Source organism: Colwellia meonggei, from assembly GCF_057537295.1.
This window is the reverse complement of sequence record NZ_BAAJLZ010000005.1, coordinates 281934-306992: the sequence shown is the minus strand read 5'-3', so window position 1 is coordinate 306992 and position 25059 is coordinate 281934. Positions and strand designations below refer to the sequence as shown.

Sequence of the window (25059 nt, the reverse complement as noted above, 5' to 3'; positions counted from 1 at the left end):
TTCCTCGCTTATTTTAGCTAACTACAATTTACCCCTTAACAGGGCGTAATATGCCTAAGGATGGTCATGCGTAAATTCATATATTTATTAGTCTTGTTCACTTTTGCTACTAGCACACTAGCCGAAGAAGTTACACTAACGGAAAAAGACGCACTATGTTTAGGAATTAAATGGAAAGCGGCAAGGCAAACCGGAATTGAGTTGTTTGTTCCAAAGAATATTGGAAAATTCGTTGCTGATGCATATGTTGCTGATTTTACCATTTATGATGAAACTGTATTTATTATAAATGCCCCCATTAATATGAGTACTCCGCATCAAGGAATTAAAATAGGATTCTTGGACTCTAGACAATCAGGTGGAAAAATTAGTGTATACCTTCACTTTAAATCAGCCAACGGTATTAAAAAGAGAATATATAAATTACCTTACGTCTCAAAGTTAATGCAATCTGATTTTGAAGAGTGTTAGCGGCATATAACAAGGCAATCAAGCGGGACTGCTAACAGTTTGCTTGGTTTCGATAAGCTACACATTTTAGTAAACAATTATCAGCCCCTTAAATGAGCACTATATGGCTATCGAGTTTATGAAATTAATATCACCTAAAGTTGAATACCAGGATAGTTATATCTCCTACATTAAAGAACTTGGTGATGAGGAGCGTTACCCTTTTACTCTAGATTTTGAATACAAGGACTTTGTTGGTCTTTTAAAAAAGTTAGATAGTTACGCTAATGGTTCAAATATTCCCGAAAATATGGTTCCAAGTTCAACCTTTTGGCTTATTCAAAATAATGAAATAGTGGGGGTGACCAACCTTCGTCATTATCTAAACAAAGAAATTGAGTTTTGTGGTGGCCATGTTGGGATAAGCATTCGTCCATTATATAGAGGTAAAGGTATTGGTCGCTTTTTAATGGCTGAGTCCATTAAAAAGCTGAATTTTTTAGGTGTAAAGGCTATTCACATACATTGCTATAAAGATAACTCAGCATCTTCTGCAATGATAGTTGCCAATGGTGGAAAGTTGTTCTCTGAATTTTCATTGCAAAATAAAGTTATACAGCGATATATAGTAAGCGCGATATAACAAGTTCTTCAAGCGGGACTACTAAAATTTTGCTCGGTTCCGCTTATGGCGCCGTTAGTTGTTTTAAAGGAGTTATATGTTATTTTTACTGTTGGGCTTCGAATTAACATAGTTATTTGTTTTATTTGAAATTCTAAGTTCAGGACAATTTAATATAGCTATTGTAGTCAGTGGCATTTTATTTTGTATCGTTGCGTTTCTGCCGATCAATAAAAACAAAAAGAAGTTCAAGTATAAAATAAAGCAACTAACAAGCTGTTTAAGCGAGATAAATAACAGTTGGTTTTTGCTCTTCCGTCGCTTATTCTAACCAACTATATTTTGCCCGTTAACAGAGTGCGTTAGGCATATATATTTTCCAAACAAAAGGAGTTAAATTTTAAATGGACGTTTTTTGGTTATCATTCATTATTCTTGGTATTATTTTACATATACTTCCGTGGATACTAGCTTTAGTTTCAAAGAAGGCAGAAGGCTATACTAAGTTCTTCTGGTTTTTATCTTCTTTCTTCGTGTCTTGGCTAGGTTATTTCGTATTCTACTTTTTAGTTGTTCGTTCAGAATATATCAAGAAACATACCAAACCTGTTGTAATTAGAAATGAAAACGGGGTTATTATCAGGTAGCTATATACCTAACAAGGGTTTTCAAATCAGACCAAAACAGTTGATTGGTTACGCTTCGCAACACGTATTAGCCAACTACAATTTACCCTTTAACAGGGCGTTATGTTCCAATTTTTACAAGGATAGTTTTATGCCAGAAAATAGAAAAGAATACTGGGGAATGCCCCTTAATACTTATTGCATGATGATTCATTTGAGTCAGTTGACTAGTATTATAGTTCCAGGATTAGGATTTATTTTACCTATTATGATGTGGGCAATGAATAAGGATCAAAATAAGGAAATAGATAAACATGGGAAAATTACAATTAACTGGTTAATTAGCTTATTTCTATATTCCATAGTATGTGGAATTTTAGTTTTTGTGTTCATAGGTGTAATAGGTTTTATAGTACTAGCTATACTTAATTTCATATTTGCAATTATTGCAGCTATTAAAGCTAATGATAATCAATTATGGGTCTACCCCTTTAGTATCAAATTCCTCAAATATGAGATCCTCTAAGCTATATTAGAAACATAACAAACTTTCAAGCGGAACTGTTAAAGTCTAACTTGGTTCCGCTTCGCTACACATTTTAGCAAACTATTATCAGCCTCCTATTGGGGCGTTAGGTAAACCAAGAACATGGCGTTATTTCTACTTATTATTTATATCTATTTGGTTTGTGGAGTAGTATTTTATGCAAAAAAGCGTAAAGCATATAGTCACTTGAGACACTCAATAAGTGAATTGGGTGAATTAGGTTCAGAATACGAAAAGCAGGTTTCATATTTCATATTTTTACCAGTAGGGGTAGGTTGTTTAATTATTTCTTTTGTTACATATACTAATAACCATCCTGCTACGTTTTTATCAGGTGCAATTGGTTTTAGTTATTTTCTAAGTGCATTTTTCCAGTGCGATCCAGAAACACCTTTAATAGGCACTTGGAAAAACTCCATACATAATATTATAGGCGGAGTTTGTTATGCTGCGTTGGCATATCAATTAAATGAATTAATGAGCAGCACTGGAGCATGGTTTATTGAAGTAGCTTTTATATTGCTTTGTGCTTTCTTATTAATATTTATAATTGGGTTCCCTAAAAGCTTTATTGGTCTAGCTCAGAGGCTAGCTGAAGCAAGTATATTTGTATGTACGGCTTTGTTATTTTTGGTGTAAGTTTACTTAACAAAGCAATCAAGTGGGATTACTAATAGTTTTATCAGTTACGCTATACATTTTAGCGAACAGCTTTTAGCCCTTATCAGGGCGTGATCTGTATCGATAGTTAAGGATTATTTTAAACTTTGAGTACGCCCAAAAATTTTAGAAAAAATAAATACTTGAATGAATCAGGCACGAAGACTGGAAATTGATTTTTGAATAGGCTTGATTATTTTCAATTTCATGAGTATCCGGAATATAAAAGGCATAAATTAATTTGTGCGCTAGCTACTATTTTATTTTATTTCTTGAGTCTTAAGTTTTTCTTGGTAAGTTTTATCTTGTCGTTGCCTTTTTTATATTTATGTTATTTAACACCAAAGACTTTATATCTATTGCATACAAAAGTATGTCGGTATAATGGCTACTTTCTTTATCCTTCGAGAATTGTAAAGTTTTTCAAATCTCGAGAAATTGAAAATGATTTAAACGACTTTGACTCTATCACAACAATGAGTAAAAAATAGTGCTGTGTAAAACGCATAACAAACTGCTTAAATGGGACAAATTACAATTAGCTTCTTGTTCGTATTTTTAACCAATGTATTTTGCCCATTAACGAAGGAGTAATAATTATATGAGCACTTTCATGAACTTCAACCTATTGATTACTATATTGATATTAACTATTAGCTTTACTACGGAAGCTGCTAATTCAGCGCAAAAAGTTTTTAAGGCAATTTCTAAGCTAACTGGTGAATGGAAGGGCACGTATTCAAATGGTAATCAGCATCGAGTTAGTTACAAGCTGATAAGCAACGAAACTGTTTTAGTCGAAACTTGGACAATGTCACCTACCAGGGTATCCATGACAATATATTTTGTAGATGGAGAACGTTTGATAGCTACTCATTACTGTCCTAAAGGAAATCAGCCACGACTGACTCTTATGGAAAAGGACAACGATAATAGGCTCCAATTTGTTTTTTTAGATGGAACTAATTTGAATGACCAAAACGGTTCACATCAACACGCTTTCTGGTTGAATATTGAATCACCTGAATCTTTCACGCGCAGTGAAACCTATATTTCAAATGTGCAAACTAGTCTCTCAGATATGAAGGAAGGTGAGCCAGTCACTTATCTTCGCACGAAAATAGCCAAGTAATAGCGTCGTAGAATTAATATAGCTGTTTCCTTTGTGAATGATTCGAAAAGCAGAACAATCAGATTATGTAGAAATGGACTTAGTATTTACAGAGTCCGCCAAAACACTTTGTATAAGAAATTACGAATAAATAAATGTCTTAGTTTGGGTGGGTAAATTTTGGTCTGAACGCTTCATCGAGAGCGCAGAAAAAGGTAACGAACAATTTGTAAAAGTAAGCAATGGAAAAATCATTGACTTTGCCGAGTTAAATGCTAAAAACTTGACTTTGAACTCTGTATTTATTTTGTCAAATTATGCAGGGAAAGGTGCTATTACGAGCAATTAACCGTTGGCAAAATGGGCATAAATGTACAAATACAAATACTGGTTTTATGAGCAAATAGGGTAAACGTAATTTCCAATTCTGCATATGACGCTTTGAAGCTCTTTATTGTCACTACGTTATTAGAAAACGCCTTAAACTAGCAATTTTGGGCGTTTTTATATTAATAAGTAAATATTTTTTGGAAGCTTCTTTAACTTTTGCTATTACGTAATTTAAGTAACCAAGACGACTTATTTTTTTCGGCATCATAAAATATAGACATGGTGAAAAAAAACATAATCAGTAATATTGAGTGGGCGGCAAGGCTAATTCCGAAATAAACTATGCTCCCAATATAAACAGCGAACGTAAAGCTCCACATCCCAGCTAGGATGGTCATTATGTAAAATCTACTAACGGGATCTGGGATATGCCTAATAGGATTTTTGTTTGAATCAAAAATATATTTGTAGCCGTCGTATATCCGAAGTGCAAGTGCTTTCATAACATACTCTCTTATTCATAATTGCTTCACAATGGTATACGATTAAAACTTTCATTTGGATCTAAACGGTATTTTAAATTATTTGCTTAAATCCAAATGTTTAATTTAAGGCTATTCAATTTGGGCTGCTAAAGCTCAGGTATTTTGATAATGCTAAACGGTTTGACTATGTCATTTAATTCTTTATTAGAATTATATGCATAAAAATGGATTGGATATGAATATAAAAATAAATTTAGTATTCTCAACACTAATGATTTTTTTAGGCAATGGCTGCAGTGTTTATAGTGCTGATGATTATGGAGAGGTGGGCGAAAGACAAAAAGAATCTTCATGTATTAACATGGAGCCGGCTCAAGAAATGAAATGTAAAGAAAATGAAAAAAGCCTAATTATTGGTTTAGGGGCTGATAAGAATTGTAATCACCCGTATGAGTACGAAAAAAACAGATGTAAAAGTGCACAAGCAAAAAAACAGAAAGCGCTCGATGAATCTCTTAAAAAACATACGAATAAATAGTACTTACTAGCGATAAAGAACGAGACTTATAGGTTTAGCTCTGTTACGTTTCGCTGTATTAGATTAAGCAAATATTTATCAACTCACTAACGATGTGCTAAACCTCTAAGGAAAATATGTTTAAGTCGTTTAATAAAAGCAAAATAGCGGTTTGTTTGCTTTTAGGTATTAATTGTTTGATAGCCGTTACATCAACTTATCTTATGCTTTTTAATCACAACAGTGCATGGAACATTTCATATTTATCTAAGGTCATAATTACCTGTTTTGTGGTTTTCGCTAACGTTTATTTAATTTTCTATGTCTATAAAAGGCAAGCGAAGGCGCTTAAACTGTGCGTTTGGTTCTGTTTATTGTCTTTGGTAACAATTGAAAGTAAATTATTTTCTGTAGGTTTAATTTATGGTGTTAAATTCGGTACAGTTTTTGAGATTGGAAAAGCAATGGTATCTATAAATATCCTGGCTTTAGTCACGCTGTTTTTGTTATATCGAATAATTAACGGCCAAAAAAAAACTTGTTAACGCATAGATTCTAAAAGGAGAATGTAGTGAAAATTTATGGCGATATTCAATCGGGTAACTGTTATAAAGTTAAACTATTAGCTTCACTTCTACATATAGAACATGAATGGATTGAGGTTGATATTTTAGCGAGTGAAACTAGTACAGATTCATTTTTAAAAAAGAATCCAAACGGAAAAATACCACTACTTGAATTAGATGATGGGACCTATATTTCTGAGTCAAATGCTATTTTAAACTACCTCGCGTTTGAGTCTGCTTTGGCTGGCAATGATCGTTTTACAACAGCAAAAATATTGCAATGGCAATTCTTTGAACAGTACAGTCATGAGCCATTTATTGCGGTCGCTAGGTTTATTGCTAAATACCTTGGTATGCCTAAAAATCGAAAGCAAGAGTACGAAGCTAAACAAATTGGTGGTCATAAAGCACTTAAGGTAATGGAAGAACAGTTAAAAAAAACACCTTATCTCGTTGGAGCAAGTATTACCGTCGCAGATATTTCATTATATGGTTATACCCATGTTGCCCATGAAGGTGGTTTTGATCTGGCGGAATATCCTTACATTCAAAAGTGGTTAACCCGGATAGAGTCTAAAGCTAATTATATCGGCATGTCGTAATGCGGACTTATTTAACAACTATAAGCTTGTATATAGATAAGACGTGCAATATTAAGGTGTTCAATTGAATCAAAAAGCCCAGCATAAGCTGGGCTTTCTTATTGATATGGTCGGAGTAGCAAGATTCGAACTTGCGACCTCACGTCCCCCAGACGCACGCGCTACCAAGCTGCGCTATACCCCGTAACGTAAGCTTAATGGGGATGAAACTTACGCTGGTTATATTAATGATTTATCGAGTTAATGCAATGAAATGCCTTTAAAAATTCATTAAATTACAGTTGAGTGTTTAATTATTGTTCTTTATTTGCTTGTTGACTAAATTGCTTTATAAAATGAACACCATCAATCATCAATGGAAAGTCGGGTTTCGCAGTGATGGGAGCCGCTAATTGTATTGAGTAACTTTGAAAGTTGCCATTTTGGTCCACAAACATTGATTTGTCTTTATTAAATACAACGATGCCATCGGTCATGGTATTGGCAATTATGCGATCTTTCTTTAAACGTTTTACATCGTTGCCATTACTGAATGTGTTTGGTTCTATATCACAGTTTAACCAGCGCTTAATTAGGGTAGGCTGTACATCCATATGGCTTGTTAACTTATCGATAACCCTGTTTTTTCCCTCAGGTAAAACTAACAACGCAGGCTTAATTGATAAAGAAGTATCTTTAGATTTATTGCCAATCGAGCTTATCCAAACAATATCTTTTTCGGCTTTTTTATTTTGTGCTGACATCAATGCATCTAAAAATAATTCATATTGATAACTATCATCGCCAGCAAAATAAAACACATGTAAACCAGGTGAAAAATTATTAAGTTTATCTGCAAAGACTAAACTCGAGATATCAGCCAAGTAGTTGCTTTTTGAAAATAATGATGTGGTTAAATTGTTTAACTCTGAAGCACTGTTATGACTTTGCTCTCCAATAACAGTAAATGATTTAGCCAAGCTTTTCTTGTCAATAATTTGAAATAGTAGTGGGGTTGCTCCTTGTTCTAATAAGGCTTCCTTATAAATACTTGGTAGGCTATAAAACAAATTAAACCATGCATCTTTTGGTAACGCGTTATCAATATGGTTATCAAGAGAAACCTTACCATTCAAGGCTCTTTGCTTGATTTTATCTAATTGTTTGTTGTTAAGCGACTTATCAGTTAACACCATAAAAACAGATTGCGTCAATGCTGAATTACTGGGGCATTGCCCCTGATATTGTGGATATTGCGGTATTACATCAGTAAAGGCAAGAGGGCTTGTTTTCCGGGCAATATAATCAACTTCATCGAACATACCATATTTAGTTAACAGGGTTTTTGCGGTTGATGGATACGATAACGGTAAAACGGTGTCTTGACGTAAAACATCATATTCTAAGTTTGCATCTGCCCAAATGTGAACAATGTGACTGAAGAAGAAGAATACTACTAATGGGATAACAATAAAGCGCGCAAAAATGGTTTTTTGTAACTCTTTTAAATGTTTCCAAGCATAGTTTGACGCAAGTAACTCAAACGAGAGAATAACCATACAAAGCACTAAACTAACAAACCAGAAAACGCGACTGTTTTGCTGAATTTCATTAGTGATCAAGTCTAAGATTGGTGCGCTTGAAGAGATATTTAAATGATAGCCTAAACGACTATAAATAAAGGCATCAAGTAGTAATAATAGTAATTCGACGGTAAAAACAATGGAAGCGACAACCCGAATAAAGCGCGTTCGGGGAAATAATATGGTGATCGGGAATAAAATCAGCACAAAACTCATAAAGGTTAAAAATGCCATATGGCTTAACCAAGTTGTGGCTAAATATGTTTGACCAAGTAAGGTTTCAGGCATTGCTTCGTTAAATACATAAATAGAAGACAATAAAATAGCTGCTATTATGTTGAAAAATGTGAACCAGTGACTCCAGCTAATTAGCTGCAAGAGGCGCTTACTATAGGGTTTTGATTCAAATGAAACCATTGCGTCGTGTAATTCTCTTATTATTGTTTATTTGTCGCTTTTATATTATATGTACAACTTATACGTTTTATTCAGATTTTTGTATAGATTGTTTTAATGCACTGATAAAATTGTTTACTATAGTTTCTCGTTGTTGCTCTGGCACATTATTATTAATAATTTCTGTCAGTGTATTTCCTAGGCACATCAGCGCTAGATCAGGGGTTGCAGACTCATTTACTAATACATCATGCAAATCTTGAATAATTTTTTCTACACGTTCGTTGGAATACTTGGATACAATAGGCATCTTAAACACTTAATTGGTAATTTGATAAACAAGACATAAGTTTATCAAATGCCTGAACAATATAATACTGACCTTTATCTATGAGCTTAATAATTTCAAATATTGCACTGCATTTTTTAACAAAAAAAGAAGAAACTGGTGAAGTTGTACTCAGGTTAGGGCCTGAAAACATTGCAGCTAGCAGCAAAATTGAGAATTTTGTTGACGCCTTACATAAAATTTATAACAGCAAAGGCAGTAAAGCCTACGGACATTTTTCATCAATGCCTGCAGAAGGTGATAGTGCGCGTTTTGTTGATATTATGGAAAGTTACTTAGGTGACGTACAAAGTTTTTACCAATTTAGCAGTCAATCGGCAAATTTGTTGAAAAATGAAATTGAAAAATATGACTTAGCAGAAACCGGTTATTTGATCATTTGTCATTATGAATACATGGGTGGTCGTTATTTATTAGCGGCAATCATTCCTATTTCGGAGCATTACTCAGTTGATGGCGAGTTAAATATTTCTGCAGATCAACATTTAGATACCAACAAATTACAATTGGCTGCACGTATTGATTTATTTGATTATCAAGACAATGCTGATGGTAATCGTTATATTTCTTTTATTAAAGGTAGAGCAGGCCGTAAAGTTTCTGACTTTTTCTTGGACTTTTTAAGCTGTGAAGAAGGGCTAAATTCGAAAGAGCAAACCCAAACCTTAGTGCAAGCCGTTGAAGATTATGTTGCCGTAAATCAATTTGACGCCAACGAAAAACAGCAAACCCGTAAAGAATTGCTCAGTTACTGTAAAGAACAAAAAGAGTCAGCTCAAGATGTTTCCTTGCAAGAACTAGGCGATGTTATTAAGTCTGAGGAAAGTGGTAGCGACTTTTATAAATTTTGCCAAGAGCAATCTTACCCAATTGAAGAATCATTCCCGCATGACCAAGCCGTTGTGAATAAAGTGACGAAATATTCTGGCTATGGCAATGGCATTAGTTTGAGCTTTGAGCGCAGTCACTTCGGCCAAGATGTGGTTTATAATCCAGCTAATGAGAGTATTACCATATTTAAAGTTCCGCCAAATTTGAAAGACCAGTTAATGGCGTTGATTGAAAGTAATAAAGCTAATGAAAATGCAGCAATGCAGTCACCTAGCGGTGAATCTGAAAGCGAATTCTAATTAGGCCATTGATAATGGCAAATACAACATTCATACGTTACGCAAACGTGTAACATTTAGATAAAATATTTTAGGAAAGAAAATGACAACATTAACAATTACTCGCCCTGATGACTGGCATGTACATTTACGCGACGGCGCTGCATTAACCACTACAGTGCCAGACATTAGCCGTTATTTTGGTCGAGCTATTGTTATGCCCAACTTAGTACCGCCAGTGACTAATGCAGCATTAGCAAGTGAATATCATCAGCGTATTATGACAGCAAATCCAAGTAAACAATTTCAACCGTTAATGGTGTTGTATTTAACGGATCAAACCACAGCGGAAGATATTAAGGCGGCAAAAGCTTCAGGTATTGTATACGCTGCAAAACTTTACCCAGCAGGTGCTACGACTAACTCGTCTTCGGGTGTAACAAGTGTGGATAACATTGCGTCTGTATTAGCAGCAATGGAAGAAGAAAATATGCCATTGTTAATTCACGGTGAAGTCACAGATCACGATATCGATATTTTCGATCGTGAAGCGGTATTTATCGATACTATTTTGCGTCCGTTGGTAGCTAAGTACTCAACACTAAAGATTGTTTTAGAACATATCACCACTAAAAATGCGGTTGATTTTGTTAAAGAAGCCGGTAGCAATGTTGCAGCTACAATTACTGTACATCACTTATTATTTAACCGTAACGATATGTTAGTTGGCGGTATTCGTCCTCATTATTTCTGTTTACCTATTTTGAAACGTAACATTCATCAGCAGGCATTAATTGAAGCGGCCACCAGTGGTAGCGAAAAGTTCTTTTTAGGTACAGATTCCGCACCACATCCGCAACATGCTAAAGAGTCTGCTTGTGGCTGTGCTGGTTCATATACCGCACATGCTGCTATTGAGCTTTATGCTGAAGCGTTTGAACAAGCCAATGCTTTAGAGAAACTTGAAGCTTTTGCCAGCTTAAATGGCCCTAAGTTTTATAACTTGCCTGTTAATACTGACAAAATAACGCTAGTTAAAAGTGAATGGTATGTACCTGCAACAATGGCATTCGGTGATGATGTTGTTGTACCAATTCGTGCTAACGACACCATTGCTTGGCAAGTAAAGTAGCAGAGGGGCGATAAATGCAGTTATTTGTAAATGATTTAACCGTTATCGACTTTTCATATTGTTGCAACAAGCGCGGTATTGTAGGTGAAAGCTGGATCGTTGATGTATTACTTGACGGCAGTTTGAATGAAATGAGTATGGTGCTTGATTTTGCTGTCGTTAAAAAGCAAATTAAAGCCATTATTGACGAAGCCGTTGATCATAAATTATTACTACCTATTCAAGATGATTCAATAGTAGTTAGCAATGCAAAAGAACGCGTTGGACATGAGTTTGTCGACTTTACATCGCAGCAAGGAGAGTATTTTTTACAATCGCCTGCTTGCGCTTTTGCAAAAATTGACGCTACGTATATTAATATTGCTTCTGTTACGACACATTTAACGGCCATTATTTTGGCTCAGTTGCCAAAAAATGTTCAAGGGTTAACCTTGAATTTACGTCCTGAGAATATTGACGGCGCTTATTATCATTATACTCATGGATTAAAGCTGCACGACGGTAACTGCCAACGCATAGCACATGGTCATCGTTCAAAAATTCAAATATTTAAAAATGGTCAACGTTCACAGGCATTAGAAGAAGTATGGAGTTTACGCTGGCAAGATATATACATAGCTAGTGAAGCAGACCGAATTAGTTTAGCTGATATTGAGCTTTCAAGTGATGCCAGAAAGAATTTGACACCCGATCACCAATTATTTTCTTATTTTGCCCCACAAGGGCGTTTTGATATTGCGGTGCCTGGTAAAATACTTGATGTTGTAGATTGTGATTCGACCGTAGAGTTATTGGCAGATTTTATTTTTCGTCAACTCAAAAAGCAATCACCAAATGATGACTTTAAAGTCATAGCCTATGAAGGTGTTGCCAAAGGAGCCATTGCCAATGGTTAAGCCATTATCAAGGTTTTTATCTGTTTCTTTACTTATCAGCGCAAGTTTAAGCGCTTTTGCTTCTGCCGAAGAAAAACTTACTGAACAGTTTTTTCAAGGGGCATTAATTGTTGGTAAAACAGCTCCTGAAAATAAAGTATTGTTAAATGGAAAAGCACTCAAAGTTTCAAAAAACGGTGACTATGCACTTGGCTTTAGCCGTGACGAAAAAAATAATAGTGAACTTATTATTATTAAACCTGATGGCACGCAAGAAAATCGACTGTTAAAACCATTGAAACGTGAATACAACATTCAGAAAGTGACTGGCATCTCTAAGAAGATTATGAACCCCAACGAGAAAGCAGTTACTCGTGTTGGTGAAGATAATAAAAAAATTAGAGCAGCACGGAAAATAGATTCTAATTTAACGGCATTTGCTGAAGGTTTTATTGCGCCAATTGATGGCATTATCACCGGTGTATACGGTAGTCAGCGTTATTATAACGGTGTGCCTAAAACGCCACACTACGGTTTAGACTATGCCGGTAAAACAGGCGATCCAGTGAAGTCTCCTGCGGACGGTACTGTATTAATGTACGTACCTGATATGTTTTACTCAGGCGGTACTATGATCATAGATCATGGCCATGGTGTTAGCTCAACATTTTTGCATTTGAGTGATTCTTATGTCAAAGTTGGTGATAAAGTAAGCAAAGGAGAGCTTGTTGCGGCCGTAGGTTCTAGCGGAAGAGCAACCGGACCACACTTAGATTGGCGCATTAACTGGTTTAATATGAGACTAGATCCTGCGTTAGTGTTAAAACTTAAGCCTTTGAAATAAAAGTTCACAAACAAAGGCGATAAAAGGTAACCAATGAAAAACATCCTTATCGCCCTATGTCTCCTATCAGCTAGCGTTATAAGTTACGCTAAAGACCTCCATGTTGGCTGGGAGCTTTGGTATCCCTATCAATATCGAAACAGTCAACAAGAACTGCTTGGTTTAGATTTCGAAATATTTAACGCCATACTTTCTAAAGCTGGTTTTACCTCTGAATATACTGAATTACCTTGGAAACGACATTTACACTATATTAAAACGGGTGAAATGGATGTAGCAATGGGGGCTTCTATTAGTGACGAAAGAAAACGCTATGCTAGATTTACACAATCCTATCGCAAAGAAACTATTAAATTATTTGTTAGAAAAGGAAAAGCTAAAAGTATTAAATTAAATACGCTCAATGATTTAGCTCATAGTAATTATATGGTAGGAATCGAAAGTGGTTATTATTATGGTGATGAATATAAAGAGTTGATGAAAACTACAGAATTTCCAGAACATATTATTGAAGTTGTTGATATTGAAGAGAACGTAACCTTATTGCTGAAAGGGCATATTGATGGTTTTTTAGTGGATCCAGCAACAATAAAATCTTTTGCTAATAAATATCAGATGAATGGTGAATTTGAACAACATTCGCTCAATATTTATCAATCTGATATTCATATAATGTTTAGTAAAGTAGCAGTAGAGCAAAACGTTGTTACTGCCATTGATAACGCGATCAGTGTAATGAAAAAATCTGGGGAATTAGAAAAAATAATTAATAAGTGGAGTCAGTTGAATTAGATAATAAGCTTAACAAACCTAGTATAAAATAAGCTATAATTATTACATTATCCGCTGCTGCTCATTAAACACGTTAAACAAAGAGAAAATAAGAAATTACTCATCAATCACCTTTAGTAACTGCTCAAGTTACAGACACTCAGCTTAAAATTGCTACCTTTAATTTATTTAATTACCTCGAACCACCTAACGCTTTCTATGAATTTGAACGTATTTATAGCGCTGAACAATGGCAAAAGAAACAAAACTGGATTGCTAATTACTTGCAAGAATGCGCGCCTGATATTATAGGCTTTCAAGAAGTATTTAGTGCTGAATCTTTAAAAATACTGGTTTCGGAAAATGGTTATCAACACTTCGCAGTAGTTGACGAGCCACAAATTATCGATGACTTTATTTATAAAAAACCAGTTGTAGCTATTGCATCACGTTATCCTATTGTTGAAGTTGAGGCAGTAAAGCCTAATTTAACGCTTGCGGCGACATTAGGCTTAAGTCGTGAATTTGTTTTTAGTAGAAAAGTATTACGGGCAACTATCGATGTTCCTCATCTTGGCCATTGTGATTGTTACGTGGTGCACTTTAAATCTAAACGTTCAATGCTTGAACATGATGTGATAAAAGAGCAGTCAGTTGAAAAGAGTATTATTGAAAGTTTCAAAGCACAGGTTGCTGGTGGCTGGGGTTCAACTATTCAACGTGGCAGCGAAGCAACACTGTTAATGATAGAGATGATTGAACGACGCGAAACAAGCAATAACGCTATGGTATTAATGGGTGATTTTAACAATACCCTAACAGACGGGGTGTTGAGTCAATTATTAACCAGTACGTTACGCTTTGTTTCCGCCATAGACCGTGATGCTTACTTAGCCAAGTATTGCTTGCTTGATGCTTGGGACTTATTTGAAATCGCAAAAATAAATGATGGCGAGTTTAGCGAACAAGCAAAGCTTAAGCGCATTCCAACGCATTATTTTGGCGCAACAAGCTCGGTACTCGATTACATTTTGCTATCATGTGAATTTGACGCTAGCTACCATGATAGTCTGTATCAAGTAAGCGAGCATGATACTTATGACAGGCACTTAATTAACCCTATTTTTGACCGCGATGGTGAAAGTACCGATCACGGTATTGTGTCAGTCACATTAACCTTAAGATCCTAACTTGATCACACCGTGATGAAAATATTGAAATAATAGCAACGATATCAGATTTCATTAACTTAAAAGGTCACAAATAGGCTAAAATAATCGGCTATTAGTTTTCGTTTTGAGCCCTTTATATTAATGACTGACACTATGCCTGCCAACTTTGAACAACTTTCTCTTATTCCACCGTTATTAACGCGATTAGCTGAACTAGGGTATGAAAAACCAACGCCAATTCAAGCACAAGCAATTCCAAGTATATTAACAGGCCGAGATTTAATCGCTGGGGCAAACACAGGCTCAGGTAAAACTGCCACTTTTGCATTGCCACTATTACAGCAACATGCAAAGCACACGATAGCGAAACAAGGTAACAGCAGTAAAGGGAACAGCAGCCAAGGTAACTATGTTACTGGGTTGATTCTTGTACCAACGCGAGAATTAGCCAAACAAGTCGCTGATAGTATAAAGTCTTATGCGGTGCACTTTAACGGTGAAATTAAAAGCTCTGTTGTTTTCGGTGGCGTTTCTGTGAACACACAAATGCTAGCGTTACGCGGTGGCACTGATATTTTAGTGGCAACGCCAGGTCGATTACTTGATTTGATTTCTAACAATGCCATTAAACTCGACAAGGTAAAAACATTAGTGCTTGATGAAGCTGATCGCATGTTAAGCCTTGGTTTCACTGAAGAGTTATCAGCACTTTTAGCCTTATTGCCAAAACAAAAGCAAACTTTATTATTTTCGGCAACCTTTCCAGAACAGGTACAAGCATTAACGCAAGAATTACTGAATGATCCGATTGAAATTCAACTACAAAGTGCTGATGCTAGTACCTTAGTACAACGTGTTTTTACGGTAAATAAAGGTGAAAAAACCTCGGTACTTGCGCATTTGATTAAACAATACCAATGGCGACAAGCACTTATTTTCGTTAACGCAAAAAACAGCTGTAATCACTTAGCAGAAAAACTTTCTAAACGCGGTATTATTGCGGAAGTCTTTCATGGCGACAAAGGCCAGAGTACTCGTAATAGGGTACTTGATGGTTTTAAATCCGGTGAAATAGACGTGCTAATAGCTACTGATATTGCTGCCCGAGGCCTCGACATTGAAAAGCTACCTGTGGTAATAAACTTCGACTTACCAAGAAGCCCATCAGATTACATGCACCGCATTGGTCGTAGTGGTCGTGCTGGTGAAGTGGGGTTAGCTATTTCTCTGCTCGATTACGAAGATTATCATCACTTTAAAGTTATCGAAAAGAAAAACAAAATTCGACTAGAGCGTGAGCAAGTTGCAGGCTTTGAGGTTGATGAAATTATCACTCAAGCACATATTGAAGCAAGTAAACCAAAAGCAAAGCCCGAAGGCACCGGAAAGAAAAAGCGTAAAAACAAAGCAAGCGTCAATGCTGATATTTGGCTGAATAACTCTTAATCCTAACATCTAGAACTAATCATTAAAGGCTATCATGAATACTACTCTTGAAAACGTATCCGAAATAGTGGCAAAAGCGAATGACCTATTTGTTGGCAAGTTCGATAAAGTCGATACCATTATGGGGATCATGGATAAAACCCTACGTAAGCAAGGGATGAAAGCAGATGCTGTCACTATTGATTGTGTCGTATTAGATAAGAAAATTGTTGTTGTACTGCATGACGAAAAGCCCGGTTTAGTTGACGTTGCCCTAGGTAATAAAGCTGGAGATATATATTCTTCTACTGAACATAAAATTAGCGATTTAACACGGGAACTTATGCTAGGAATTATGGAAGCTAACTTCATCGCTTGATCGACATTGTTAACAAAAGGGGCTATTGGTGAATAAAGAAATTGATAAATTAGCCTGGCTATATATAGAAAACGGTAAACTTTTAAGTGCTCGCTCAAAAAATAAAACGCTTTTCTATATTCCTGGTGGTAAACGCGAGAAAGGTGAGTCAGATGAACAAGCCCTGATACGTGAAGTTAAAGAAGAAATTTCCGTAGACCTAATTTCTAATTCTATTAAATATGCTGAAACTTTTACAGCTCAGGCCGATGGTAAGGGTAGCGACACCGCAGTAAAGCTCACTTGTTATTTTGCAGATTTCAAAGGCGAACTCCGCCCTGACGCTGAAATTGCAGAAATAGACTTCATAAGTTATGAAAACAAAGCGCTATGTTCTCTAGGTTCAATTAAGATAATGGACTGGCTGAAGAAACAGAATTTACTCTAGTAGAAATAAAAACAATCCAACTTCAGGAGTTGTTGATTAGGGTCAAGTTAAGTTTATATAGTGCGCCAATTCATATTCAACTAGGTAAAGTTAGTAGTAAGATAATCGCCTTTATTTCAAAACCTAAGTAGTTACCATGATAGTTGATCTTAATAGCCAATACGGCTTAAATCCTGCCCATAGTGAAGTTGTTGAAGCATGCAAAATTATAGAGCCTTGCAGCACGCTTGATATGGGCTGTTCAAACGGCCGTAATGCGGTTTACCTCGGCCAACACGGATTTGATGTTACTGGTATTGACGCTAACCCAGGCGCAATTAATATGCTGCAAAGCATTATTAATGAACAGAGTTTTGAGAATATTAAAGCGCAAGTTTACGACATTAACCATGCCAACCTTAGCGAAAGTTACGGTTTTATATCAAGTACTGTTACCTTAATGTTTATCGACCCATCTCGTATTGATGCCGTTATTACCGATATGCAAAACTCTACCTTGGCAGGTGGTTACAACCTTATTGTGTGCGCTATGGATACTGAAGAGCATCCATGCCCTATGCCTTTCCCGTTCACCTTGAAAGCAGGGCAGTTACGCGAAGCTTATCAAGGCTGGGAAATGATCAAATACAACGAAGATGTTGGTACCATGCACAACGGCGCTCAATTGCAATTTGCCACTATGCTGGCGAAAAAGCCGAGCTAGATATAAAAGCTAACATAAACCCGTTATGGCCTTAATGCTAGCGTTTTACATTAAGGCATCGTAGGTTTTATTCATAATCTCAACAGAAATATTGTTATTATTTCTGTTACCGATAATTCGCTTGATGTTAAGTTGTTTTTGTCGAACAAAATCAATAAAAGTTCGAGTGTAATTGGGGATGACCTTAGCGATAGTATTATCAAAAGGAATATGCAAAAAATCTGATTGAAAAATAATGCCATCGCTCCTGAAATGAACAAAACTTTGTCGCTTAGCGTGCAAGTTTTCCAATACGTAAAAAACAGCACCATCAATGCTCTGTTCGTGTTCAATCATTCGGAACTTAAACTTGGCAACATCACCTGCAAAACCTGAGTAAGCTTTGATAGCAGCGATACTATACTCATCAGCAAGTATCTCGGCGCCTATGTCAGCATAGTCTTTTAGACCAGCAATTTGGTGCCCATGAGGATGAGTAACATAAACTGACGTAATTTTTTATTTGGAAATTGTTGATTGACCAGTTCAATCGTTTTTTTAGCAATACTGGCATAGCCACTGGCGCCAAATACCGCAATGTTATCGCCGCTAATTTTAAATAAACTATTACGCTTAGCTGAAGAGTCGGTGACAAGATAAAGATCGGTTGCTATTTCCGTTGCCACTAGCACACCGTCACTTTTAGGAAGTTCAGGACCGTATCCTATTGGTAGTTGCAGTTTATTCGGGTCTACTTGCTCAATAATGTCAAATTGATCAATAAATTTTATATACGCCGGCTCTGTTTCTCCGCCGTAATAAGATTGTAAAGAGCGAGCAAAAGTTAATCCTCTACTAGTTTGGTAATCATCGTAAACATAAATTGCACCTTCTGATTTTTTATTGATAGATAATAGCTGTAAAGGCTTAAGATTAAACTCATAATCGATAATATTATCATCGGATGTTAAATGTGTAAGCGTTATTGTGTTTGATTCGCTGTTTTGCTTAAAGGTAATTTTTTCCAAAATGTTGTCTTCATCAAGTAGAGGTCTTACCGCTAAAAAATCAACGTTCATAATCATGTAATAGATGAAACGATCAAAGTTACCTAAACCTTTATTGATAATGCTTTTACCAAATGTTGAAGTGCTTTTTTCATAGAATATGCTCTCACTGTCATTTTGAAATTGTGCTCTGTCGTACAGTCTACCTCCGGTGTAGTATAGTATGTCATTGTCGTAAAAGTGTTTTTTCACCAGGTCCACTTCAACCATTCTTTGCGACATCACTCTATTTGGGGTTTGATAATCCCAATAATTATTGTCTCTATATTGCTTATTTAAGAAGTGATATTTCAGCGAAAAGGTATTGATTGAACGAGTGCTCTTATAGTGGTTTCTGAGTTCTTCGATAATCGTTTTAGTTTCTTTTAGTGTTGATGTGGTTGAAGCCAGCGCTGAAGTTGTCGTTATAGTGAGAATAAATAAGACTATTAAATTTAGCGTTGGTGAATGACTCATACGGTTGAGATTCATCAATAACTCCTTGATTTTTAGTTGGTAAATATAAAAGGCGTATAGTGTGATTGCTTATTCTGCTACAGTATTGCATCGTAAGTTTTATTCATCACTTCTACGCTAATATCGTTATTTTTGAAGTTGCCCACGATGCGCTTAAATTTCAGCTGTTTACTTCGAATAAAATTAACGAAGGTTTTGGTGTAATTAGGTATTACCTTGGCAATGGTATTGTCGAACGCGATATCAAGAAATTTCGATTGAAATATAATTTCGCTATCTTCAAAGTGCACGAAACTTTGCCGTTTTGAATGCATATTTTCTAAAACATAAAAATGCGCGCCACCAATAATTTGATCATGGCTAATAGTGCGAAATTTAAAGTTAGTTATGTTATCAGCAAATGTAGGGTAGGCTTTGATAGCGTCGATGCTATAGGCATCAGCTAGTATTTCGATACCTTGGTTTGCGTAAACGTCGAGGCCATCAATTTCATAGCCGTGCGGATGTGTGACATAAACCGAAGATATCTTTTTATTTGGGAATTGCTCATTGATTAGCTTAATGGTTTTTTCTGCTAACGCCTTATAGCCACTGGCACCAAAAACCATAATTTCATCACCATTGACTTTAAATAAACTGTTCCGCCACGCCGAAGAGTCAGTAACTAGGTAAAGATCTTTTGCAATTGCCTTGGCAACTAAAACACCGTCAGCTATAGGAATTACCGGACCATATCCTGTTGGTATTTTTAGTTTGCTAGGCTCTACCTGATCAATAACTTCGAAATGATCGTTGTAGATGCTGTAGTATGGCTCTGTAGCGCCATCAAAATATTGGTGTACAGTTCTCGCGTAGGTTAAGCCGTTTGTTATTTGATAGTTTTCATAAGTCAGGATTGCTTGTTTCGATTTATCATAGAGCGATGTCAGTCGCAACGGAGTATTGCTAAACTTATAAGTGACAATATTGTTATCGTCTGTATGGTGAGTGATGGTTGATGTCCCCGATTTATGATCCTGGTGTAGGGAAATGTTTTCGCCAATATTGTCTTCCGCTAATAGCGGTCTTACCGCTAAAAAATCTATATTTAACCGGACATAGTCCATTCTAAAAAACTGTCCCTTGCCTTGATCAATAATACGTTTACCTAAATAGCTACCATTTAATTCAAAGGCAAAGCTTCCGGTGTCATTTTCAAAGTGCGCCTTATCTAACAGTAATCCGCCTGATGTGTAGTAGACGTCATTATCGTAAAAGTGCTGGTTAACCAAATCTAGCTCGACTGTTCTTTGAGCCATTATTCTATTAGGTATTTGGTAGTCCCAATAATCGTGAGATTGGTATTGTCGGTTTAAATAGTGATGACTCAATGAAAATTTCTTAATTTTTCGAGTTTTTTTATAGTGTGTTTTAAGTTTGTTTATAAAAGCTTTTGTTTCTATTTCTGTTGCTTCCGTGGTCGATGCCAATGCTGGCACGGTTACCATAATGAGCATGCACAATGCCACGCAGGTAAAGGCAATAAAATGACTTTTATAGTTTGCTTTCATTGGAATTTCCTAAATAAAATAATAAATTTGAGGTTTAAAGTTGCTAGAGAAAAGACCGCTATAACATGGCATCGTAAGTTTTATTCAGCACTTCAACGCTAATGTCGTTATTTTGGTGATAGCCAACAATACGATTAAATTTCAGTCGTTTAGCACGAATAAAGTCGACAAAGGTTTTAGTGTAATTAGGTATGTCTGTGGCAATAGTATTGTCATAAGCGATATGGAGAAATTTCGACTGAAATATAATTTCACTTTCCTTAAAGTGAACAAAACTTTGTTTTTTTGAATGGTTATTGTCTAAAACATAAAATTGGGCACCTTCAATAATTTGCTTATGCTTAATAGTGCGAAATTTGAAGGTAGCTATGCTGTCAGTAAATTTTGGGTAAGCTTTAATCGCAGCAATGGTATATTCATCAGCAAGAATGTCGATACCATGCTCAGCATAAACGTTAAGACCAGCAATTTCATAACCATGCGGGTGAGTGACATAAACTGAAGTGATTTTCTTTTCTGGAAATTGCTGGTTAATAAGTTTAATGGTGTCTTTCGCTAATGCAGGATAGCCACTGGCACCAAATACAGTAATATCATCACCATTCACTTTAAACAAACTATTGTTTTTTTCTGATGAATCAGTCACTAAGTAAAGATCATCTGCAATTTCTGTTGATACTAATTTTCCATTTCCTTCAGTAACAATTGGACCGTACCCATGGGGGATTTCAAGCTTAGTAGCCTCAATCTCTTTAATAACATTTAGGCTTGCAATGTGTTTTATAAACGTAGGTGTCATGTCTCCATTTGCATATTGCACTATAGATCTAGCAAAGGTTAGGTTATTAGTGGTTTGATAGTCATCATAGAAATAAATACGACGTAACGACTTATTGTTAAGCGATAGCAAACGTAACGGACTGGTACTAAAAGTATACTCAACAACATTATCATCTGAAGCTTTATGTATTAGAGTAGTTCTGCCGAAATTTTTGTCGTGAAAGAGTTTAATCGTTGCTGCAACATTTTTTTCAGCAAGAAGAGGTCTAACGGCGAAGAAATCGACATTAACAACAATAAGATTTTTGAAACCTTCGAATTCACTCATATCTTGTTTGATGATTTGTTTACCATATGGCGCGCCATTTTTAGCGTATCTTAAGCTGCTGGTATCATTCTGAAAATGTACCTCGTTATGCTTTCTACCACCGGCATAGTGGTGTATTACGTTTTCATAATAATAGTCTTTTTCTAAATCGAACTCTGTTACCTTAAATGCCGTATATCTGTTTGGCGCTTGATAATCCCATGCACTATAAGACGCATTACTGCCTAAATATAAGTAGTTATGAGTCATTGAAAATTTTTGAATTGATTGGGTTGTTTGATAGTGTGTTTTAAGCTGAGCAAAGAAATTTTCTACTTCACTTGCTGATTTTGCTGGTATCGCAACGGCAAACAAAAACAACAAAACAATCGATTTAATAAAGTGATTCATTATTAACTTTCCTATAAGTGAACAGTGTCTGTGTTCCGATGTCACTAATATAAAGTGCCTGTAAAACGCTAAACAGACATAGTATGTAAAACTATTAAGGCGATGTTTTACAAAAGTTTACATTGGAAAGTTGGCAATATCCTGTATCTTAATTATTTAAAGGTATAATGAATCAACCGTGTTAATCGACAGCAGTTTTAATAGCAATAAGGGAATAATTTGACCATCAAACCTAAGCTTCTTATCGTAGAAGACGAGCCTGCAATATTAATGGGGCTTACTGATTTATTCGTCTTTCACGGTTATCAGGTTGAAAGTGAAAGTAACGGAGAAAAAGGTTTAGCACTTGGGTTAAATGGGCAATATGCCTGTATTATTCTTGATGTTATGTTGCCATCGCTTAGCGGTTTTGAGATCTGTAATGTGCTTCGCAAACATTCGCGCACGCAACCTATTATGATGTTAACTGCCAAAAACTCGGAAGAAGATATTATTAATGGTCTAACGCTTGGGGCTGATGACTATGTTGGCAAGCCGTTTTCAACGTCTGAACTGGTATTGCGAGTTAACGCTTTAGTAAGACGTTCAGGTTGGACGGGCGAAAACAGCACTATTACACTAAGCGCTGAGGTATCTATTTGTTCTCAAACCTTAACGGGCAATTCATACCAACAAAAAACTAAATATACCCGCAAAGAAGTGGAGGTTTTAAGCTATTTGCTGCGGCAAAATAAGCCGGTGTCTCGTGATGAATTACTTAAACAAGTATGGGGATATAAAACCACTAGTGAAGTAGATACCCGTACTGTTGATATTCATATCGCAAAAATTCGCAAGAAAATAGAAACGAATCCTAAATCGCCTAGGCATTTAGTTACCCATCGTGGCGAAGGTTATCAGCTCCATGTGGTTTAGTATGTTGTTTAACATCTTGTATAACTTTCAGCTAAATTTCTTGCATCATAAATTGGGAAGCTAAATTGATTTTTTCTAGTAAGCCGCTAAATAATTATGCACAACGTTTGCGTAGGTTACGCTATTTGGCTATCGGCTTTTTGTCGTTTTTATTGATCCCGCTAGGAACATTACTTTTTTTCGGCTTTCAGCAAATGGAAAAAAACCTGCTCGTTGAATATCAGCGCGAATTAAGTAGTTTAATTCAGCAAATCGATAGAAACTTTTTTAAAAAAAGAATGTTAACCAATACCATACCTGTTGATGCATTTGACTATTATCAGCAGGTGTATAACCCGGTAACCAAACTGTCAGAGCGAGTGCTATCACGCCTTTCCAAGTATGAGCTCGCCCAGCCGATTGTTTGGAAGCACACAGAAGGGTTGGTAGGGTACTTTCAGTATGATAGTGAAGGAAATTTTAGCAGTCCTATTTTTCCCAAATCTTTACGTAGTAATGGTTTAACTCAAAATGACGTGGCTAAGGCTAAGCGACAAATGCCAATTGAGGAGCTAGCATCTCGAGAAAAGGCAGCTAATAGCATGCACTCGATATTGTCTCAGTCGAAAAGTATTCAACAGTTGGTGAAAAATGGGTTTTCGGTAGACAAAGAGTTGCTAAATGTGGCTTTTGATGTACCCGGATATTTGATTTTCTATCGTGTGATGCTATTGGCAAACCATACTCGACTGCAAGGGTACATTGTGAAGAAAAAGCTATATATTGCGCAAATAATGATGGAAACGATGGAACAATATCGATTTGATAGTGCAATTTTGGTTGAATTAAGAGATGTTGAACACTCAGATCAGGCTGACTACTTTCTTTATCAAAACTTACTTGATGATCGTGTGAAAATCACTCAACCATCAGAAAAAAATGTAGCAGATATGCACTTGCAGCAAAAAACTATATACCAAAAGAACTTGCTTTGGCCATTTTTGGGGTATCGAGTAACGGTGACAGTAAACCAATTACCGAAGACACCAGCTATGCTGTATAGTGGTGTTTTTATTGTTGTGCTAATTATTTCTATATTACTTGCCTGTTTTGGTTTTTACCGCTTAGGCGTAAAGCAACTTAAACTAGGAGAGCAACGTCTTAACTTTGTTTCTTCCGTTAGTCACGAACTAAAAACCCCTTTAACCTCAATTCAAATGTATTCGCAAATGCTCAAAGAAGGTACTGTGATATCTGAATCACATCAACAAAAGTACTTTGACTTTATTTTTGGGGAAAGTGAACGTTTAACGCGACTAATCAATAATATATTACAGCTATCTAACCTAGGAAATCAGCAACAAAAAGTACAACCAGAATTTATTTCACTGGCAATACTTCAAGATATTATTCGCTCTAAAACCTCATCAATCATGGAAAAGCATAACTTTCAGCTAAATATGGTTGTGAAAGAAGTTGATGCTGACAATGTCATGATGTTAGTTGAACAAGATGCCTTTGCTCAAATTGTTATTAACATTACTGACAACGCCGTTAAATTTTTTAATCGGGAAAAGATAAATGATGCAAGTCGGCAAAAAGTTGATTTCATTTTTTGTCAGCATCCTAAGCATAAAGATAGAGTGCAATTGGAAATACGAGACTATGGCGAAGGCATAGCCTTAGATCAAGAAAGTAAAATATTTGATCTTTTCTACCGTGGCGGTAATGAGCTTACTCGAACAACACAAGGTACAGGTATTGGCCTCGCTTTAGTCAATGAATTGGTATTAGCGCAACAAGGGATTATTAAGGCAGAAAAGAGAAAACCTGGGCTTTCAATGTTGTTGTCCTTTAAAGCAGAATATAAAACAACAGCACACAACTAGTATTTAATAACGTTATCAATAATCAAGAACAACATTTACTCAAATGGCAGGGCGATAGCGAGCCCA

The 25059-nt window shown here is 36.0% G+C and carries 25 protein-coding genes and 1 tRNA gene; 19 read left to right on the top strand and 7 right to left on the bottom strand.

What is annotated here, in order from left to right; all coding sequences use genetic code 11:
• Positions 1-66 precede the first annotated feature (66 nt).
• The 7 genes from AC27E9_RS14205 to AC27E9_RS14175 all read left to right on the top strand — a co-directional run bounded on the left by AC27E9_RS14205 (position 67) and on the right by AC27E9_RS14175 (position 6516).
• The gene (locus AC27E9_RS14205; protein WP_487131240.1) at positions 67-471 is read left to right on the top strand and encodes a hypothetical protein; all 405 of its coding nucleotides are present in this window, start codon (positions 67-69) and stop codon (positions 469-471) included.
• Between the two features lie 103 nt (positions 472-574).
• Positions 575-1093: a GNAT family N-acetyltransferase gene (locus AC27E9_RS14200; protein WP_487131239.1), complete on the top strand. Its 519-nt coding sequence runs from the start codon at positions 575-577 to the stop codon at positions 1091-1093.
• Between the two features lie 756 nt (positions 1094-1849).
• Positions 1850-2224 (top strand): DUF4870 domain-containing protein, encoded by a 375-nt coding sequence (locus AC27E9_RS14195; RefSeq protein ID WP_487131237.1) that lies wholly within the window; start codon positions 1850-1852, stop codon positions 2222-2224.
• 123 nt (positions 2225-2347) lie between these two features.
• Positions 2348-2884: a DUF998 domain-containing protein gene (locus AC27E9_RS14190; RefSeq protein WP_487131235.1), complete on the top strand. Its 537-nt coding sequence runs from the start codon at positions 2348-2350 to the stop codon at positions 2882-2884.
• Positions 2885-3506: 622 nt separating this feature from the next.
• Positions 3507-4037 carry a hypothetical protein gene (locus tag AC27E9_RS14185; RefSeq protein WP_487131233.1) on the top strand — a complete coding sequence of 177 codons (531 nt, stop codon included), beginning with the start codon at positions 3507-3509 and terminating at the stop codon, positions 4035-4037.
• A gap of 1029 nt (positions 4038-5066) precedes the next feature.
• Positions 5067-5369: a hypothetical protein gene (locus AC27E9_RS14180; RefSeq protein WP_487131231.1), complete on the top strand. Its 303-nt coding sequence runs from the start codon at positions 5067-5069 to the stop codon at positions 5367-5369.
• Between the two features lie 550 nt (positions 5370-5919).
• On the top strand, positions 5920-6516 hold the full coding sequence (locus tag AC27E9_RS14175) for a glutathione S-transferase family protein (protein WP_487131229.1): 597 nt from the start codon (positions 5920-5922) through the stop codon (positions 6514-6516).
• Between the two features lie 107 nt (positions 6517-6623).
• Here AC27E9_RS14175 and AC27E9_RS14170 read toward each other — a convergent pair.
• The 3 genes from AC27E9_RS14170 to AC27E9_RS14160 all read right to left on the bottom strand — a co-directional run bounded on the left by AC27E9_RS14170 (position 6624) and on the right by AC27E9_RS14160 (position 8784).
• A tRNA-Pro gene (locus AC27E9_RS14170) sits at positions 6624-6700 on the bottom strand.
• A gap of 109 nt (positions 6701-6809) precedes the next feature.
• On the bottom strand, positions 6810-8495 hold the full coding sequence (locus AC27E9_RS14165; RefSeq protein WP_487131228.1) for a DUF3413 domain-containing protein: 1686 nt from the start codon (positions 8493-8495) through the stop codon (positions 6810-6812).
• A 67-nt stretch (positions 8496-8562) separates the two neighbouring features.
• Positions 8563-8784 carry a YejL family protein gene (locus tag AC27E9_RS14160; protein WP_487081911.1) on the bottom strand — a complete coding sequence of 74 codons (222 nt, stop codon included), beginning with the start codon at positions 8782-8784 and terminating at the stop codon, positions 8563-8565.
• Between the two features lie 80 nt (positions 8785-8864).
• On the opposite strand from AC27E9_RS14160, the gene yejK reads away from it, so the two are divergent.
• From yejK to tehB, 10 genes are all read left to right on the top strand, one after another.
• Positions 8865-9953 (top strand): nucleoid-associated protein YejK, encoded by a 1089-nt coding sequence (gene yejK, locus AC27E9_RS14155; RefSeq protein WP_487131226.1) that lies wholly within the window; start codon positions 8865-8867, stop codon positions 9951-9953.
• Between the two features lie 82 nt (positions 9954-10035).
• Positions 10036-11064, top strand: a complete 1029-nt coding sequence (gene pyrC, locus AC27E9_RS14150) for a dihydroorotase (protein ID WP_487131224.1) — start codon at positions 10036-10038, stop codon at positions 11062-11064.
• A 14-nt stretch (positions 11065-11078) separates the two neighbouring features.
• The gene (locus AC27E9_RS14145; protein WP_487131222.1) at positions 11079-11960 is read left to right on the top strand and encodes a 6-carboxytetrahydropterin synthase; all 882 of its coding nucleotides are present in this window, start codon (positions 11079-11081) and stop codon (positions 11958-11960) included.
• Positions 11953-12783 (top strand): M23 family metallopeptidase, encoded by an 831-nt coding sequence (locus tag AC27E9_RS14140; RefSeq protein ID WP_487131220.1) that lies wholly within the window; start codon positions 11953-11955, stop codon positions 12781-12783. The genes AC27E9_RS14145 and AC27E9_RS14140 overlap by 8 nt, the downstream gene beginning before the upstream one ends.
• A gap of 33 nt (positions 12784-12816) precedes the next feature.
• The gene (locus AC27E9_RS14135; protein WP_487131218.1) at positions 12817-13575 is read left to right on the top strand and encodes a substrate-binding periplasmic protein; all 759 of its coding nucleotides are present in this window, start codon (positions 12817-12819) and stop codon (positions 13573-13575) included.
• A 95-nt stretch (positions 13576-13670) separates the two neighbouring features.
• The gene (locus AC27E9_RS14130; protein WP_487131325.1) at positions 13671-14744 is read left to right on the top strand and encodes an endonuclease/exonuclease/phosphatase family protein; all 1074 of its coding nucleotides are present in this window, start codon (positions 13671-13673) and stop codon (positions 14742-14744) included.
• Between the two features lie 123 nt (positions 14745-14867).
• A complete protein-coding gene (locus AC27E9_RS14125) occupies positions 14868-16172 on the top strand; it encodes a DEAD/DEAH box helicase (protein WP_487131216.1) in 1305 nt (434 codons plus the stop codon).
• 34 nt (positions 16173-16206) lie between these two features.
• On the top strand, positions 16207-16530 hold the full coding sequence (locus AC27E9_RS14120; protein WP_487131214.1) for a hypothetical protein: 324 nt from the start codon (positions 16207-16209) through the stop codon (positions 16528-16530).
• 28 nt (positions 16531-16558) lie between these two features.
• Complete coding sequence (locus tag AC27E9_RS14115; protein ID WP_487131212.1) at positions 16559-16957, top strand: NUDIX hydrolase; 399 nt, start codon at positions 16559-16561, stop codon at positions 16955-16957.
• A 136-nt stretch (positions 16958-17093) separates the two neighbouring features.
• Positions 17094-17660, top strand: coding sequence for a tellurite resistance methyltransferase TehB (tehB, locus tag AC27E9_RS14110; RefSeq protein WP_487131210.1), 567 nt, complete (start codon positions 17094-17096; stop codon positions 17658-17660).
• Between the two features lie 45 nt (positions 17661-17705).
• On the opposite strand, the gene AC27E9_RS14105 is transcribed toward tehB, so the two are convergent.
• From AC27E9_RS14105 to AC27E9_RS14090, 4 genes are all read right to left on the bottom strand, one after another.
• Positions 17706-17996 (bottom strand): hypothetical protein, encoded by a 291-nt coding sequence (locus AC27E9_RS14105; RefSeq protein WP_487131208.1) that lies wholly within the window; start codon positions 17994-17996, stop codon positions 17706-17708.
• A 107-nt stretch (positions 17997-18103) separates the two neighbouring features.
• The gene (locus tag AC27E9_RS14100; protein WP_487131206.1) at positions 18104-19177 is read right to left on the bottom strand and encodes a hypothetical protein; all 1074 of its coding nucleotides are present in this window, start codon (positions 19175-19177) and stop codon (positions 18104-18106) included.
• Between the two features lie 62 nt (positions 19178-19239).
• Complete coding sequence (locus AC27E9_RS14095; RefSeq protein WP_487131204.1) at positions 19240-20712, bottom strand: MBL fold metallo-hydrolase; 1473 nt, start codon at positions 20710-20712, stop codon at positions 19240-19242.
• A gap of 58 nt (positions 20713-20770) precedes the next feature.
• Positions 20771-22210 carry an MBL fold metallo-hydrolase gene (locus AC27E9_RS14090; RefSeq protein ID WP_487131202.1) on the bottom strand — a complete coding sequence of 480 codons (1440 nt, stop codon included), beginning with the start codon at positions 22208-22210 and terminating at the stop codon, positions 20771-20773.
• A gap of 219 nt (positions 22211-22429) precedes the next feature.
• Between AC27E9_RS14090 and AC27E9_RS14085 the strand changes: the two genes are divergently transcribed.
• Positions 22430-23125: a response regulator transcription factor gene (locus tag AC27E9_RS14085; protein ID WP_487131200.1), complete on the top strand. Its 696-nt coding sequence runs from the start codon at positions 22430-22432 to the stop codon at positions 23123-23125.
• 65 nt (positions 23126-23190) lie between these two features.
• Entirely contained in the window at positions 23191-24993 is a 1803-nt protein-coding gene (locus AC27E9_RS14080; RefSeq protein ID WP_487131198.1) for a sensor histidine kinase, read from the top strand.
• Positions 24994-25059 lie beyond the last annotated feature (66 nt).

What these genes read in the sequence shown, in the direction of transcription:
- AC27E9_RS14205 (WP_487131240.1), top strand. Translation starts at nt 67, where the DNA reads ATGCGTAAATTCATATATTTATTAGTCTTGTTCACTTTTGCTACTAGC.
- AC27E9_RS14200 (WP_487131239.1), top strand. Translation starts at nt 575, where the DNA reads ATGGCTATCGAGTTTATGAAATTAATATCACCTAAAGTTGAATACCAG.
- AC27E9_RS14195 (WP_487131237.1), top strand. Translation starts at nt 1,850, where the DNA reads ATGCCAGAAAATAGAAAAGAATACTGGGGAATGCCCCTTAATACTTAT.
- AC27E9_RS14190 (WP_487131235.1), top strand. Translation starts at nt 2,348, where the DNA reads ATGGCGTTATTTCTACTTATTATTTATATCTATTTGGTTTGTGGAGTA.
- AC27E9_RS14185 (WP_487131233.1), top strand. Translation starts at nt 3,507, where the DNA reads ATGAGCACTTTCATGAACTTCAACCTATTGATTACTATATTGATATTA.
- AC27E9_RS14180 (WP_487131231.1), top strand. Translation starts at nt 5,067, where the DNA reads ATGAATATAAAAATAAATTTAGTATTCTCAACACTAATGATTTTTTTA.
- AC27E9_RS14165 (WP_487131228.1), bottom strand. Translation starts at nt 8,495, where the DNA reads ATGGTTTCATTTGAATCAAAACCCTATAGTAAGCGCCTCTTGCAGCTA.
- AC27E9_RS14160 (WP_487081911.1), bottom strand. Translation starts at nt 8,784, where the DNA reads ATGCCTATTGTATCCAAGTATTCCAACGAACGTGTAGAAAAAATTATT.
- yejK (WP_487131226.1), top strand. Translation starts at nt 8,865, where the DNA reads ATGAGCTTAATAATTTCAAATATTGCACTGCATTTTTTAACAAAAAAA.
- pyrC (WP_487131224.1), top strand. Translation starts at nt 10,036, where the DNA reads ATGACAACATTAACAATTACTCGCCCTGATGACTGGCATGTACATTTA.
- AC27E9_RS14145 (WP_487131222.1), top strand. Translation starts at nt 11,079, where the DNA reads ATGCAGTTATTTGTAAATGATTTAACCGTTATCGACTTTTCATATTGT.
- AC27E9_RS14140 (WP_487131220.1), top strand. Translation starts at nt 11,953, where the DNA reads ATGGTTAAGCCATTATCAAGGTTTTTATCTGTTTCTTTACTTATCAGC.
- AC27E9_RS14135 (WP_487131218.1), top strand. Translation starts at nt 12,817, where the DNA reads ATGAAAAACATCCTTATCGCCCTATGTCTCCTATCAGCTAGCGTTATA.
- AC27E9_RS14125 (WP_487131216.1), top strand. Translation starts at nt 14,868, where the DNA reads ATGACTGACACTATGCCTGCCAACTTTGAACAACTTTCTCTTATTCCA.
- AC27E9_RS14120 (WP_487131214.1), top strand. Translation starts at nt 16,207, where the DNA reads ATGAATACTACTCTTGAAAACGTATCCGAAATAGTGGCAAAAGCGAAT.
- tehB (WP_487131210.1), top strand. Translation starts at nt 17,094, where the DNA reads ATGATAGTTGATCTTAATAGCCAATACGGCTTAAATCCTGCCCATAGT.
- AC27E9_RS14105 (WP_487131208.1), bottom strand. Translation starts at nt 17,996, where the DNA reads ATGATTGAACACGAACAGAGCATTGATGGTGCTGTTTTTTACGTATTG.
- AC27E9_RS14100 (WP_487131206.1), bottom strand. Translation starts at nt 19,177, where the DNA reads ATGAATCTCAACCGTATGAGTCATTCACCAACGCTAAATTTAATAGTC.
- AC27E9_RS14095 (WP_487131204.1), bottom strand. Translation starts at nt 20,712, where the DNA reads ATGAAAGCAAACTATAAAAGTCATTTTATTGCCTTTACCTGCGTGGCA.
- AC27E9_RS14090 (WP_487131202.1), bottom strand. Translation starts at nt 22,210, where the DNA reads ATGAATCACTTTATTAAATCGATTGTTTTGTTGTTTTTGTTTGCCGTT.